The sequence below is a fragment of the Aromatoleum anaerobium genome (genome assembly GCF_012910705.2).
Taxonomy (GTDB): domain Bacteria; phylum Pseudomonadota; class Gammaproteobacteria; order Burkholderiales; family Rhodocyclaceae; genus Aromatoleum; species Aromatoleum anaerobium.
Window position 1 is genome coordinate 287926 of sequence record NZ_WTVG02000037.1, and the last position, 13395, is coordinate 301320.

Sequence of the window (13395 nt, forward strand, 5' to 3'; positions counted from 1 at the left end):
CGTCAGCTGCGCTGTTTCTGCTCGCTCAGCGGGACGATGTCCGGCATCACGATGCGCTTGCGGTCGGTCTCGACCGCGGCGAGCGCGTCGGTCTCGACCATTGTCGCGAGGCAGCGGCGGGTGAGGTTCTGGTAGATGCCGGTGCCCTGGACCTTCCACGCCATCTCCTGTTCGGTCAGCGGGCGCACGACTTTCGCCGGCGTGCCGGCGACGAGGGTGGCCGGCGGCACCTGCATGCCGGCCTTGACGAAGCTGCACGCGGCGACGAACGCGTTCTCGCCGACGACCGCGTTGTCCATGACGACGGCGTTCATGCCGACGAGCGCGTTGCGGCCGATTGTGCAGCAGTGCAGCACCGCGCCGTGGCCGATGTGGCCGTTCTCGTTGATCACCGTGTCGTGGTCCGGAAAGCTGTGGATGACGCAGGTGTCCTGGACGTTGACGCCGGCCATCAGGATCAGCCGGCCGAAGTCGCCGCGCAGGCTCGCGCACGGGCCGACGTAGCAGCCGGGGCCGACGATGACGTCGCCGATCAGCACGGCGGAGGGGTGGACATAGGCGCTCGGGTCGACGACCGGGACGACGCCGTCGATGGCATAGACGCGGGGCGGTTTCATGATGTCTCCTTGCTGCCCGCGCTCGTGCGGGCGGAATGGGTCGGTGGCGCGGCGGCTTCACGACACGCGCCGCGGGCCGCGCCGGTTCGCGCTCACATGTTCGGGTAGTTCGGCCCTTCGCCGCCCTGCGGCACGACCCAGGTGATGTTCTGCGTCGGGTCCTTGATGTCGCAGGTCTTGCAGTGCAGGCAGTTCTGCGCGTTGATCTGCAGGCGCGCGCTGTTGGCAGATGAGGCGCCCGCGTCGCGCACGATCTCGTAGACGCCGGCCGGGCAGTAGCGTTGCTCCGGCGCGTCGAACTGCGCGAGATTCACGTCGATCGGCACTGCCGCATCGCCGAGCGTCAGGTGGCAGGGCTGGTCTTCCTCGTGGTTCGTGTTCGAGATGAACACCGACGACAAGCGGTCGAACGTCAGCACGCCGTCCGGCTTCGGATAGACGATCGGGGCGCAGTCGGTCGCAGGCCGCAGCTTGCCGTGGTCGGCGCTGTTCTTCAGCGTCCACGGCGCCCGCCCGCGCAGCACGATCTGGTCGATGCCGAACATCAATGAGCCGGTCTTCAGGCCTTTGCTCATCCACGGCTTGAAGTTGCGCGCCTTGTGCAGTTCGTCGTACAGCCAGCTCGCACGGAACGCTTCGGGGTAGGCGGTGAGCTCGTCGTGCGCGCGGCCCGTCGCGAGCGCGGCGAAACAGGCTTCCGCGGCGAGCGCGCCGGACTTGATCGCGCAGTGCGAACCTTTGATGCGGCTCGCGTTGAGGAAGCCCGCATCGTCGCCGATCAGCGCCCCGCCCGGGAACACCACTTTCGGCATCGACTGCAGGCCGCCGGCCGCGATCGCGCGCGCGCCGTACGCGACGCGTCGCGCCCCGGCGAAGAAATCCTTCAGCAGCGGGTGGGTCTTGAGCCGCTGCATCTCGTCGAACGGTGACAGGTGCGGGTTGCGGTAGCCGAGGCCGACGACGAAGCCGACCGACACCAGGTTGTCTTCCATGTGGTACAGGAAGCCGCCGCCATAGGTGTCCGGCTCGAGCGGCCAGCCGCCGGTGTGGATCACGAGGCCCTGGCGGTGGCGTTCGGGCTTGAGTTCCCACAGCTCCTTGATGCCGATGCCGTAGGTCTGCGGATCGCAGTCGCGGCGCAGGTCGAATTTCGCTTCGAGCTGCTTGCCGAGGTGGCCGCGGCAGCCTTCGGCGAACAGCGTGTATTTCGCCTGCAGCTCCATGCCCGGCTGGAAGTTCGGACCTTCCGAGCCGTCCTTCAGGCGCCCCATGTCGCCGGTCGCGACGCCTGTCACGCGGCCTTCGGCGTCGTACAGGATTTCGGCCCCGGCGAAGCCGGCATAGACGTCGACGCCCAGCGCTTCGGCCTGCGTCGCGAGCCAGCGGCACACGTTGCCAAGGCTGACGACGTAATTGCCGTGGTTGTGGAAACAGTCGGGCAGCAGCGCGTTCGGCAGCTGCCGGCCGCCGGTGTCACTGAGCAGCAGGAAGCGGTCTTCGGTGACTGCCGCTTTCAGCGGCGCGCCGAGCGCCTGCCAGTCGGGAAAAAGCTCGGCGAGCGCGCGCGGGTCCATCACCGCGCCCGACAGGATGTGCGCGCCGACTTCCGAGCCCTTCTCGATGACGCAGATCGACAGCTCGCTGCCGGCATCCGCGGCGAGCTGCTTCAGGCGGATCGCCGCAGACAGCCCGGCCGGGCCGCCGCCGACGATCACGACGTCGAATTCCATTGCTTCACGACTCATCTTTCCATCTCCACAGGCTGTATTTCGTTGCGTTCCGCCGCTGCGAGCGCGGCGGAACGACTCAACTCCGGGGGGCTTCAGGCGCGGCCGAGATCGGCTTCCACCTTGCGCACGAGCTCGACGAGACGCGGGCCGACCTCGCCGATGAGCCGCTCGCGCGACAGCAGGAAAGCCGGGCCGCCGCAGTTGAACGCCATCGCACGCTCGCCGTCGACGCCCGTCATCGGCACGCCGACCGCGTGCACGTCCTTCTGCCAGTCGCCGGCGGACACGACGAAGCCGCGCTCGTGGTAGTCGCGCAGCGCCTGCTCGATGCCGGCTTTGACGCGCGGCCAGTTTTCCTCGTCGCGCAGGCGGATGTGATCCATCAGGTAGTCGCGCTCGCCCTGCGGCAGGCCGCACAGCAGCGCACGCCCGACCGCGGAAGTCGCGAGCGGGATGCGCGAGCCGACGTCCAAGCGCAACGTGACGTTCGCGCTGCTGCGGCAGCTCTCGATATAAACGACGCTCAGGCGGTCGCGCGCGCCGATCGACACTGACACCTGCGCGTACTCGGACAGCTCTTCCATGTACGGCCGCGCGACCTTGCGCACGTCGAGGTTCGACAGCAGCGCATAGCCGAGCGCGAGCACGCCGGCGGCCAGACGGTAGGTGCCGCGGCTATCGGAAAAACCGAGATAGCCGAGCTTGGTCAGCGTATGGGTGAGCCTTGATACGGTCGGTTTCGGCAGGCCGGTGCGGCGCGCGAGTTCGGCGTTGCTCAGTTCGGTGTCGCCGGGGCGAAAGCAGCGCAACAGCTCGAGGCCGCGTGCGAGCGCGTTGACGAACTGGCGGTCCTTGCTTTCCTCGTCGTCGGCAAATACCTGGATGTCGTCATCCATGAGAAGTCCCCGGGTTCCGCGTGGCGGTTTTCAGTTTCGTTTTCCGCTGACATGGTGGCATGGCGAATTCGCACGTGTCAATGCAAATGCGGCATCTTGATTCGCACAGCGAAACACAACGGCTCGCGTGCTACGGCCCTCCTCGGCGCAGTATTTACACCGGACGGCAAAGACCGTATCGTTGATTCAACGTGTTGTGCAAACGCATCGTTCGCAGAGCGAAACAAAAGGGGAAGACCATGGACGAAGTCCTCATCGAGCGCCCGGGGCCCGGCATCGTGCTGCTGCGCCTGAACCGGCCCGACGCCCGCAATGCGCTGAACCAGGAAGTCCGGCAGCAGCTCGCGACGCATTTCACCGCGTTCGGCCAGGATCCGGACGTGCGTTGCATCGTGCTGACGGGCGGGGACAAGTTCTTCGCCGCCGGAGCCGACATCCGCGCGATGGCCGATGCTGGCGCGATCGACATGATGCTGCGCCACACCCATCGCCTGTGGCAGGCGATCGCGAGCTGCCCGAAACCAGTAATCGCCGCGGTCAACGGCTATGCGTGGGGCGGCGGCTGCGAGCTTGCAATGCACGCCGACATCATCGTCGCCGGCGAATCGGCGTCGTTCTGCCAGCCGGAAGTGAAAGTCGGCATCATGCCGGGCGCCGGCGGCACGCAGCGTCTCACCCGCGCAGTCGGCAAGTTCAAGGCGATGAAGATGGTCCTCACGGGCCAGCCGGTCGGCGCGCGCGACGCGCTCGAAATGGGCCTGGCGAGCGAAGTCGTCGCCGACGCGGACGTGCAGGCGCACGCCATCGAACTGGCTGCGCAGATCGCCGCGCTGCCGCCGCTGGCAATCGCGCAGATCAAGGAAGTGCTGATCGCCGGCCAGGACGCGTCGCTCGAGACGGCGCTGATGCTCGAGCGCAAGGCATTCCAATTGCTGTTCGCGAGCCGAGACCAGAAGGAAGGCATGCAGGCCTTCCTCGAGAAACGGAAAGCCAACTTTGAAGGAAAGTGAATCATGCTCGATGCGACACGCCAGAACCTGACTCTCGGAGTCGTCGGCACCGGCCTGATGGGCCGCGGTATCGCGCAGATTGCGGTGCAGGGCGGCGTGCAGGTGCGGCTTTTCGACAGCCGCCCGCGCGCCGCGGCTGAAGCATGCGATGCGGTCGCGCAGATGCTCGCGAAGCTCGCCGAGAAAGGCAAGCTCAGCCCCGACGACGCGCAGGCCGCGGTCGCGCGCCTGCACATCGCCGATACGCTGCAGGATCTCGCCGACTGCGACATCGTCATCGAGGCGATCGTCGAGGACCTCGACGCCAAGCGCCAGCTGTTCCGCGACCTCGAAGCGATCGTCCCCGACGCGTGCCTGCTCGCGACGAACACGTCGTCGCTGTCGGTGACGTCGATTGCCGCCGGCTGCCGCGTCCCCGAACGCGTCGCCGGCTTCCATTTCTTCAGCCCGGTGCCGCTGATGAAGATCGTCGAAGTCATCGACGGTACCTTGACCGCGCCGGGGGCCGGCGAAGCGCTGATGGCGCTCGCGCGGCGCATGGGGCACACGCCGGTGCGCGCGAAGGACACGCCGGGATTCATCGTCAATCACGCCGGGCGCGGCTATCTGACCGAAGCGCTGCGCGTCCTCGGCGAAGGCATTGCCGAAGTCCCGGCGGTCGATGCGATCCTGCGCGATGCCGCGGGCTTTCGCATGGGACCGTGCGAGCTCCTCGACCTGACCGGGCTCGATGTCTCGCACCCGGTCATGGAGTCGATCTACGCGCAGTATTACCAGGAGCCGCGTTTCCGTCCGTCGCCGCTGACGCGCACGCGCCTCGCCGCAGGGCTGCTCGGGCGCAAGAGCGGGCGCGGCTTCTATACGTATACGAACGGCCAAGCCGAGCCGGTCGCGACGCCGGCGGTGCCGGCCCTGACGCAGACGCCGATCTGGGTCAGCCCGAGCCACCCGGTCAGGCACGCGCGCGTGCTGACGCTGCTCGCGGGGCGCGGCATCCCGATCGACTACGGCGAGCGTCCGGGTGACAGCTCGGTGTGCCTCGTGCTGCCGGTCGGCTTTGATACGACGACGACCGCGCTCGCCGAAGGGCTCGACCCGTCGCGCACGCTCGCGCTCGATCCGCTGTTTCTCGACGGCCACCTGACGCTGATGACGAACCCGTTGACGACGTCCGCCGCGCGTGACGCCGCGTGGGCCGCGCTCGCAGGCGAAGATATCGTGGTTTCGGTGATCCACGACAGCCCGGGCTTCGTCGCGCAGCGCGTCGTCGCGATGATCGTCAATATCGGTTGCGACATCGCGCAGCAGCGCATCGCCACCCCCGACGACATCGACTGCGCAGTCCGGCTCGGCCTCGGCTACCCGAAAGGCCCGCTCGCGATGGGCGACGCACTCGGCGCCGCCACGGTGCTGACGATCCTCGAGCGGCTCCACGATTTCTACCACGACCCGCGCTACCGCCCGAGTCCGTGGCTGATCCGGCGCGCGCGTCTTGGCGTGTCGCTGCTGACTCCCGAAAACTGAACCTGCTCTCCCTACAAGGACTATTGATGCTCGACGCTTACATTTACGCTGGTCTGCGCTCCCCGATCGGCCGCCACGCCGGCAAGCTCGCCGCGGTTCGCCCCGACGACCTCGTCGCGACCGTGATCCGCGAAGTGCTCGCCCGCTCGCCGTTCCAGGGCGCCGACGTCGAGGACGTGATCCTCGGCTGCGCGGCCCAGGCCGGAGAGGATTCGCGCAACGTCGCCCGCCACGCGGCGCTGCTCGCCGGCCTGCCGACAACGGTCGCCGGCCAGACGGTCAACCGCCTGTGCGGCAGCGGGCTTGCCGCAGTGCTCGACAGCGCGCGCGCGGTGACTTGCGGCGAAGGCGATCTGTACATTGCCGGCGGCGTCGAAAGCATGAGCCGCGCGCCTTTCGTCGTCGCGAAGGCCGAATCCGCGTACAGCCGCGATTTTAAGGTGTTCGACACGACGATCGGCGCGCGCTTCCCGAATCCGCGCCTCGTCGAAGAGTACGGCAACGAGAGCATGCCGGAGACCGGCGACAACGTGGCCGCGGAGTTCGGCATCACGCGCGACGCCGCGGATCGCTTCGCCGCCGCGTCTCAGGCGAAATACGCGGCATCGAAAGAAGCCGGCTTCTATGCCGGCGAGATCCTTCCGATCTCGGTGCCGACCGGGCGCAAGACGCCGCCGCTGGTCGTCGCCGAGGACGAGCATCCGCGCCCTGAATCGACGTACGAGGCGCTCGCGAAACTGAAGCCGCTGTTCGCCGACGGCGTCGTCACTGCCGGCAACGCTTCGGGCATCAACGACGGCGCGGCCGCGCTGATCGTCGGTAGCCGAGCGGCCGGCGAGCGGGCCGGCGCAGCGCCGATGGCACGCATCCTCGGCGGCGCGGTCGCCGGCGTCGAGCCTCGCATCATGGGCGTGGGGCCAGCCTACGCGATCCCCAAGGCGCTCGCGCGCGCCGGGCTGACGCTCAAGGACATGGACGTCATCGAGATCAACGAGGCGTTCGCGCCGCAGGTGCTCGGCTGCCTGAAGCTGCTCGACGTCGCGTTCGACGATCCGCGCGTCAATCCGAACGGCGGCGCGATCGCGGTCGGCCATCCGCTCGGCGCCTCCGGCGCGCGCATCGCGCTGTCGGCCGCGCGCGAACTCGAGCGCCGCGGCGGGCGCTACGCGGTCGTCAGCCTGTGCATCGGCGTCGGCCACGGCATCGCGTTGGTCATCGAACGCGTTCCGGCGTGATCGCCGCGGGGTGCCGGAGGCCTGCGCCCCGGCATCCTGCTAAACTCGGGCGAATTCATGAATTCATGAATTCATGAATTCATCCATCGAGGATTTCGCCATGGTCGAGCCGCTCCTGATCGCCCGCGCCGGGAACAAGGACATCAACCTGTTGCCGCGGCTCGCGAACCGGCACGGCCTGGTCGCCGGCGCGACCGGCACCGGCAAGACGGTGACGCTGCAGAAAATGGCCGAATCCTTCGCCAGCATCGGCGTGCCGGTGTTCGTCGCCGACATCAAGGGCGACCTGTCCGGCATCGGGGCGCCCGGCGTCGCGAGCGACAAGCTGCTGCAGCGCCTCGCCGCGATCGGCATCACCGACTACACGCCGCGCGCCAACACCGTGGTGTTCTGGGACGTGTTCGGCGAGTCCGGCCACCCGGTGCGCGCAACGGTGTCCGACATGGGGCCGCTGCTGCTCGCGCGCCTCCTGAACCTCAACGAGACGCAGGCCGGCGTGCTGCAGATCGTCTTCCGCATCGCCGACGACAACGGCCTGCTGCTGCTCGACCTGAAGGACCTGCGCGCGATGGTGCAGCACGTCGGCGAGAACGCGAAGTCCGTCACGACGCAGTACGGCAACGTCTCGGCAGCATCGATCGGCGCGATCCAGCGCGGCCTGCTCGCGCTCGAGGAGCAGGGCGGCGACCGGTTCTTCGGCGAGCCGATGCTCGACCTCGCTGATCTGATGCAGACCGACGCCGAGGGCCGCGGCGTCATCAACGTGCTCGCCGCCGACAAGCTGTACCACTCGCCGGCGCTGTATTCGACTTTCCTGCTGTGGATGCTCGCGGAGCTCTTCGAGCAGTTGCCCGAAGTCGGTGACCTCGACCGGCCGAAGCTGGTGTTCTTCTTCGACGAGGCGCATCTCTTGTTCGACGACGCGCCGAAAGCTCTCGTCGACAAGGTCGAGCAGGTCGTGCGGCTGATCCGCTCGAAAGGCGTCGGCGTGTATTTCGTCACCCAGAATCCGCTCGACGTGCCCGAGTCCGTGCTCGGCCAGCTCGGCAACCGCGTCCAGCACGCGTTGCGTGCGTTCACGCCGCGTGACCAGAAAGCCGTCAAGACCGCTGCCGAGACGATGCGCGCGAACCCGGCGTTCGACGCTGCAACGGCAATCACCGAACTGGGCGTCGGCGAAGCGCTGGTGTCCTTCCTCGATGAAAAAGGCCGTCCCGAAATCGTCGAACGCGCCGCCGTCATCGCGCCCTTCTCGCGACTCGGCGCGCTGACGGTCGACGAGCGCAGCCAGGCGATCCGCGGCTCGGTGCTGTACGGCCATTACGAGAAGCTGCTCGACCGCGAGTCCGCGTACGAATTACTGCGGGCGCAGGCGGCTGCGGCGACCGCGGCGGATGCAGCCCAGGCTTCCGGACCTGGCCCGGCCGAAGGTACGGGGTCGGGCGGCCTGATGGGCGGCATGGGCGACATCCTGTTCGGTTCGACCGGCCCACGCGGCGGCAAACGCGACGGGCTCGTCGATATCGCGGCGAAAACCGTCGCGCGCACGATCGGCAGTTCGGTCGGACGGCAGATCGTGCGCGGCGTGCTCGGCTCGCTGTTCGGCGGAAGCAGCCGCAAGCGCTGATATCCCGCTCGCCCGGCGTTCGCATTCGGTAATCACCCGGCGCCGGGCACTGGCGAGAGGGGCGCGGGTCCAACCGCCACCGATTGCCGGATGGAGGTCCCGATGACGCCACAATCCATCGAATCATTGATTGCCGAGATCGAAGCCGAAGACAGCATCGACTTCGGTGACCTCGCCATCGGCGAGCACGAAGCGCGCAGCCTGATGGCGCAGCATTTCTGCGCCATCGACCGCCAACTCGCCGAACATGGCATGACCGCCGAGGCGAGGCTGGAGGTAATGGCCGCGATAGCCGCGCACACGATGGTGGAAAACCTCGTGCTGCATCTCGGACGCCTGCGGGGCGCTGCGGCGAAGGAGGATTTTCGCACCTGGATGCGGCGCCACGGCATGAGCTGACCGCTAAAAGATCGAAATAGCCTTAAACTCGTCTGGCATTCTGCCGATAACGCTGATGACAGGAAAGCATGTCCGACGGTGCGTGCGCGAGGGCGCCGCAGGCTGACCAATGCGATCGATGGAGAGTGCGACATGGGATGGTTTGGACGCGGGGCGGAACTCGCGGCGCTGCGGCAGGAACTGGCGGCGAGCAGGGAGGACCTCGCGCGTGAACAGCAGCGCGCAGCCGACCTGGAAGCGAAGCTGGACGCGCAGCGCACGGCGTGCGCGGAGGTGACGCAGCGCAAGGCGGTGCTCGAAGCCTTGTTCGGCAATCTCAAGACCTACGGCCAGACGCTGGTCACGGTGCAGGGAACTTTCGGCCAACTCGCCGACGGACTGAATGGCCAGCAGGAGGCCGCGCACCGTTCGACGCAGTCCGCCGGCGACAGCGCGGCGGCAATCGAGCGGATCGCCGAGCGGCTCGACCGGCTTGCCGAGGAAACCCGCGGGACGGTCGACTCGGTCCATCACCTCAACCAGCGCGCGAGCCAGATCGACGGCATCGTCCGCCTGATCCGCGAGATCGCCGACCAGACGAACCTGCTCGCACTCAACGCGGCGATCGAAGCCGCGCGCGCGGGCGAGCAGGGGCGGGGCTTCGCGGTGGTCGCCGACGAGGTGCGCAAGCTGGCCGAACGCACCGCGGCGGCGACCAACGAGATATCCGAACTGGTCGGCGCGATCCAGGGGGAAACCGGACAGGCGCAGGAGGTGATCCAGGCGCTGGCGGGCAAGGCGGCCGACGCCGCCTCCCAGGGGCGCGACGCGCGCAGCAGCATGACCGAGCTGTCCAGGCTCGCGCGCGGCATGGCCGACATGATGCGGGATGCGGCGGTGCGCAGCTTCATCGAACTGGCGAAGATGGACCACCTGATCTACAAGATGGAGGTCTACAAGGCGGCGTCGGGGCATTCGGGGAAGCGGCCGGACGAATTCTCCAGTCATCACAATTGCCGGCTTGGTCATTGGTATTACGAGGGCGCCGGCAAGCGCTTCGCGGGCCTGCCGGCCTACCGGCGGCTTGAAGCGCCGCACGCGCGGGTGCACGACGGCGGACGCCGCGCGGTGGAGCGCTTGCTGTCGGGCGACAGCCAGGCGGGCCTGCAGGACATCGCCGCGATGGAGACGGCGAGCATCGAGGTGATGGATTGCCTGCAGGATATCGCCAACAGCGCGCATCCGGTTGCCGTCTGAGGAGCCTTCACGCGAAGGCTTTCCTCACTATCGTCAACCCAGCTTGAGCCGCTCGCAGATCGCCGTCGTCAGGCTCGCTTGGTTCATGCTGTAGAAGTGCAGGCCCGGCGCGCCGGCGGCGAGCAGGCGTTCGCACAGGTCGGTAACGACGTCGAGGCCGAACGCGCGGATCGACTCCGTGTCGTCGCCGTAGGCTTCGAACTTCTTGCGCATCCAGCGCGGGATCTCGGCGCCGCACGCGTCGGAGAAGCGCGCGAGCTTCGAGAAGCTGCCGATCGGCATGATGCCGGGGACGATCGGGATGTCGAGGCCCATCGCGCGGACTTCATCGACGAAGTGGAGGTAGGCGTCGAAGTTGTAGAAGTACTGCGTGATCGCCGAATCGGCGCCGGCCTCGGCCTTGCGCCTGAACGCGAGCAGATCGTCCTTCGGACTTTTGGCCTGCGGGTGCCATTCGGGATAGGCCGCGACCTCGATGCGGAAGCGGTCGCCGGTCTCGGCGCGGATGAATTCGACGAGCTCGTTGGCGTAGCGGAACTCGCCGGGATCGCCGACGCCCGACGGTAGGTCGCCGCGCAGCGCGACGATGCGCCGGATCCCGGCCGACGCGTAGTCGTCGAGGATTTCACGGATGCCGGCGCGCGTCGAGCCGATGCACGACAGGTGCGGAGCGGCTTCGAAGCCGTCGGCGGCGATCTCCCTGACGGTCGAGAATGTGCGCTCGCGCGTCGAGCCGCCTGCGCCGTACGTCACCGAGAAAAACGCCGGCTTCAGCGCCGCGAGCGCCGCGCGCGTCGCTCGCAGTTTTTCTTCCCCATCGGGCGTCTGCGGCGGGAAGAATTCGATCGAAAGTTCGGGTCTGTGCATGATGCGCCCCGATCAGTAGCGGTAGTGGGCCGACTTGTACGGCCCTTCGACCGGCACGCCGATGTAGGCCGCCTGGTCCGGGCGCAGCTCGGTGAGCTGCGCGTTGAGCTTCTTCAGCTGCAGCCGCGCGACTTTCTCGTCGAGGTGCTTCGGCAGGGTATAGACGCCCACCGGGTAGTCCGCGGTGCGCGTGAAGAGCTCGATCTGCGCGATGGTCTGGTTCGCGAACGATGACGACATCACGTAGGACGGATGGCCGGTGGCGCAGCCGAGATTCACGAGGCGGCCTTTCGCGAGCAGGATGATGCGTTTTCCGTCCGGGAAGATCACGTGATCGACCTGCGGCTTGATCTCTTCCCACTCGTAGCCTTCGATGCTCGCAACGTCGATCTCGTTGTCGAAGTGGCCGATGTTGCAGACGATCGCCTGGTCCTTCATTTTCGCCATGTGGTCGTGCGTGATCACGTGGTAGTTGCCGGTGCAGGTGACGAAGATGTCGGCATGTTCGGCGGCGTAGTCCATCGTCACGACGCGGTAGCCTTCCATCGCCGCCTGCAGCGCGCAGATCGGGTCGATCTCGGTGACCCACACTTGCGCCGACAGCGCGCGCAGCGCCTGCGCCGAGCCCTTGCCGACGTCGCCGTAGCCGCAGACGAGCGCGACCTTGCCGGCGATCATGACGTCGGTCGCGCGCTTGATGCCGTCGACGAGCGACTCGCGGCAGCCGTAGAGGTTGTCGAATTTCGACTTCGTCACCGAATCATTGACGTTGATCGCCGGGAACTTCAGTTCGCCGCGCTCGAACATCTGGTACAGGCGATGCACGCCGGTCGTCGTCTCCTCGGTGACGCCGCGGATCGCGGCGAGACGCACCGAATACCACGTCGGGTCGGTCGCGAGCTTCGTGCGGATCGCTGCGAACAGGATGCGCTCCTCCTCCGAAGCGGGCTTCTCGAGCACCGAAATATCCTTCTCGGCGCGTGCGCCCAGGTGCAGCAGCAGCGTCGCGTCGCCGCCGTCGTCGAGGATCATGTTGCTGAAGACGGTGCTGCCGTTCGCGGCCGGCCATTCGAAGATGCGGTGCGTGTAGTCCCAGTAGTCGGCGAGCGACTCGCCCTTGACCGCGAATACCGGCACGCCCGACACGGCGATCGCGGCCGCGGCGTGGTCCTGCGTCGAGAAGATGTTGCACGACGCCCAGCGCACATCGGCGCCCAGCGCGGTCAGCGTCTCGATCAACACCGCGGTCTGGATCGTCATGTGCAGCGAGCCGGTGATGCGCGCGCCCTTGAGCGGCTGCGCGGCGGCGAACTCCTCGCGGATCGCCATCAGGCCGGGCATCTCGGTCTCGGCGATGCGGATTTCCTTGCGGCCCCAGGCGGCGAGCCCGAGGTCGGCGACGACGTGATCGGTGAAGTTTTCAGCCACAGAGTTCATGTGAGTTCCTTGAACGTGTGGCCGGGAAGGGGTGCTGCGGTGGGCTCACCTTCGTCACCCCGTGCCCGGCACGGGTTAAGGTGAGCGCAGTTGCGGAAAATGAGCCGAGCCTGGGACGAAAGTCTCGCAGCGCTCCTCGGCAGGCCGGGATTATAACTGTCCGCGACGGCGCGTGGAGCACCGCTTCGATTTGCCGCCGCGCCCTTTCGGACCGGCCCGGAACGGCGAGAACCGGAGAGGCGACAGTGATCCATCCGAAACCGCGCAGATGTAAGAATGTGCGTTCCGTTTGCAAAACCCGGTGATCCAGTCCACAGTGCACCGCAGCGATCTTCAAGTAGCACCGTTGTTGTCCGGTTCAGTATCTGCTTTTCTGCGGTATCTCTCCCTCATCACCCTGCCGTCTTGAGCTTCGCCCTCACCCCAGGGCACGTCCCTTCATTTTTCAGGATATTCAAGACATGGCAACAGGTACCGTAAAGTGGTTCAACGACTCCAAAGGCTTCGGTTTCATCACCCCGGAAAGCGGTGGCGACGATCTTTTCGCGCACTTCTCCGCGATCCAGGGACAGGGTTTCAAGACCCTGGCCGAAGGCCAGCGCGTCAGCTTCGACGTCACCTCCGGCCCGAAAGGCCAGCAGGCGTCGAACATCCGTCCGGCTGACTGAGCGTTCCCGGCGCGGCATGGCAGCAATGCCATGCCCTCGGCCCCGCGGGGCCGGGACCCCGGCATTCCTTCAAGAACGCCTCCCCGAGGGAAAAATCACGGCGTGTGCCGGATTTTTTCCCTTTCTGCTTTCCTTCTGGAGAAATCGTC

The 13395-nt window shown here is 67.1% G+C and carries 12 protein-coding genes, 1 pseudogene and 1 riboswitch; of the genes and pseudogenes, 8 read left to right on the forward strand and 5 right to left on the reverse strand.

Features of this window, described 5'->3' with window-relative positions; all coding sequences use genetic code 11:
- Nucleotides 1-2 precede the first annotated feature (2 nt).
- The 3 genes from GO606_RS07355 to GO606_RS07365 form a co-directional block, all read right to left on the reverse strand.
- Complete coding sequence (locus GO606_RS07355; RefSeq protein WP_211166731.1) at nt 3-617, reverse strand: phenylacetic acid degradation protein PaaY; 615 nt, start codon at nt 615-617, stop codon at nt 3-5.
- A gap of 92 nt (nt 618-709) precedes the next feature.
- A complete protein-coding gene (locus GO606_RS07360; protein WP_169119525.1) occupies nt 710-2362 on the reverse strand; it encodes an electron transfer flavoprotein-ubiquinone oxidoreductase in 1653 nt (550 codons plus the stop codon).
- 77 nt (nt 2363-2439) lie between these two features.
- On the reverse strand, nt 2440-3243 hold the full coding sequence (locus tag GO606_RS07365; RefSeq protein WP_169119524.1) for an IclR family transcriptional regulator: 804 nt from the start codon (nt 3241-3243) through the stop codon (nt 2440-2442).
- Nucleotides 3244-3482: 239 nt separating this feature from the next.
- On the opposite strand from GO606_RS07365, the gene GO606_RS07370 reads away from it, so the two are divergent.
- The 7 genes and pseudogenes from GO606_RS07370 (at nt 3483) to GO606_RS22100 (ending at nt 10274) form a co-directional block, all read left to right on the forward strand.
- On the forward strand, nt 3483-4253 hold the full coding sequence (locus tag GO606_RS07370) for an enoyl-CoA hydratase (RefSeq protein WP_169119523.1): 771 nt from the start codon (nt 3483-3485) through the stop codon (nt 4251-4253).
- Between the two features lie 3 nt (nt 4254-4256).
- Nucleotides 4257-5777, forward strand: a complete 1521-nt coding sequence (locus GO606_RS07375; RefSeq protein WP_169119522.1) for a 3-hydroxyacyl-CoA dehydrogenase — start codon at nt 4257-4259, stop codon at nt 5775-5777.
- A 26-nt stretch (nt 5778-5803) separates the two neighbouring features.
- The gene (locus GO606_RS07380) at nt 5804-7012 is read left to right on the forward strand and encodes a 3-oxoadipyl-CoA thiolase (RefSeq protein ID WP_169119521.1); all 1209 of its coding nucleotides are present in this window, start codon (nt 5804-5806) and stop codon (nt 7010-7012) included.
- A gap of 100 nt (nt 7013-7112) precedes the next feature.
- Nucleotides 7113-8639 (forward strand): helicase HerA-like domain-containing protein, encoded by a 1527-nt coding sequence (locus GO606_RS07385; RefSeq protein WP_169119531.1) that lies wholly within the window; start codon nt 7113-7115, stop codon nt 8637-8639.
- Nucleotides 8640-8741: 102 nt separating this feature from the next.
- Nucleotides 8742-9038: a hypothetical protein gene (locus tag GO606_RS07390; RefSeq protein WP_169119520.1), complete on the forward strand. Its 297-nt coding sequence runs from the start codon at nt 8742-8744 to the stop codon at nt 9036-9038.
- Nucleotides 9039-9170: 132 nt separating this feature from the next.
- Nucleotides 9171-9860, forward strand: a pseudogene (locus GO606_RS22095) (methyl-accepting chemotaxis protein); the annotation flags it as partial.
- Nucleotides 9861-9941: 81 nt separating this feature from the next.
- The gene (locus tag GO606_RS22100; RefSeq protein WP_425532202.1) at nt 9942-10274 is read left to right on the forward strand and encodes a CZB domain-containing protein; all 333 of its coding nucleotides are present in this window, start codon (nt 9942-9944) and stop codon (nt 10272-10274) included.
- A 33-nt stretch (nt 10275-10307) separates the two neighbouring features.
- Here the strand turns inward: GO606_RS22100 and metF are convergent, their stop codons facing one another.
- On the reverse strand, nt 10308-11141 hold the full coding sequence (gene metF / locus GO606_RS07405) for a methylenetetrahydrofolate reductase [NAD(P)H] (RefSeq protein ID WP_169119518.1): 834 nt from the start codon (nt 11139-11141) through the stop codon (nt 10308-10310).
- A gap of 12 nt (nt 11142-11153) precedes the next feature.
- A complete protein-coding gene (gene ahcY / locus GO606_RS07410) occupies nt 11154-12578 on the reverse strand; it encodes an adenosylhomocysteinase (protein ID WP_169119517.1) in 1425 nt (474 codons plus the stop codon).
- Between the two features lie 75 nt (nt 12579-12653).
- Nucleotides 12654-12722, reverse strand: a riboswitch (S-adenosyl-L-homocysteine riboswitch).
- A 317-nt stretch (nt 12723-13039) separates the two neighbouring features.
- On the opposite strand from ahcY, the gene GO606_RS07415 reads away from it, so the two are divergent.
- Nucleotides 13040-13246 carry a cold-shock protein gene (locus GO606_RS07415; RefSeq protein ID WP_041645847.1) on the forward strand — a complete coding sequence of 69 codons (207 nt, stop codon included), beginning with the start codon at nt 13040-13042 and terminating at the stop codon, nt 13244-13246.
- Nucleotides 13247-13395 lie beyond the last annotated feature (149 nt).

Coding starts and splice junctions, on each gene's coding strand:
- GO606_RS07355 (WP_211166731.1), bottom strand. CDS start 617: ATGAAACCGCCCCGCGTCTATGCCATCGACGGCGTCGTCCCGGTCGTC.
- GO606_RS07360 (WP_169119525.1), bottom strand. CDS start 2,362: ATGAGTCGTGAAGCAATGGAATTCGACGTCGTGATCGTCGGCGGCGGC.
- GO606_RS07365 (WP_169119524.1), bottom strand. CDS start 3,243: ATGGATGACGACATCCAGGTATTTGCCGACGACGAGGAAAGCAAGGAC.
- GO606_RS07370 (WP_169119523.1), top strand. CDS start 3,483: ATGGACGAAGTCCTCATCGAGCGCCCGGGGCCCGGCATCGTGCTGCTG.
- GO606_RS07375 (WP_169119522.1), top strand. CDS start 4,257: ATGCTCGATGCGACACGCCAGAACCTGACTCTCGGAGTCGTCGGCACC.
- GO606_RS07380 (WP_169119521.1), top strand. CDS start 5,804: ATGCTCGACGCTTACATTTACGCTGGTCTGCGCTCCCCGATCGGCCGC.
- GO606_RS07385 (WP_169119531.1), top strand. CDS start 7,113: ATGGTCGAGCCGCTCCTGATCGCCCGCGCCGGGAACAAGGACATCAAC.
- GO606_RS07390 (WP_169119520.1), top strand. CDS start 8,742: ATGACGCCACAATCCATCGAATCATTGATTGCCGAGATCGAAGCCGAA.
- GO606_RS22100 (WP_425532202.1), top strand. CDS start 9,942: ATGGACCACCTGATCTACAAGATGGAGGTCTACAAGGCGGCGTCGGGG.
- metF (WP_169119518.1), bottom strand. CDS start 11,141: ATGCACAGACCCGAACTTTCGATCGAATTCTTCCCGCCGCAGACGCCC.
- ahcY (WP_169119517.1), bottom strand. CDS start 12,578: ATGAACTCTGTGGCTGAAAACTTCACCGATCACGTCGTCGCCGACCTC.
- GO606_RS07415 (WP_041645847.1), top strand. CDS start 13,040: ATGGCAACAGGTACCGTAAAGTGGTTCAACGACTCCAAAGGCTTCGGT.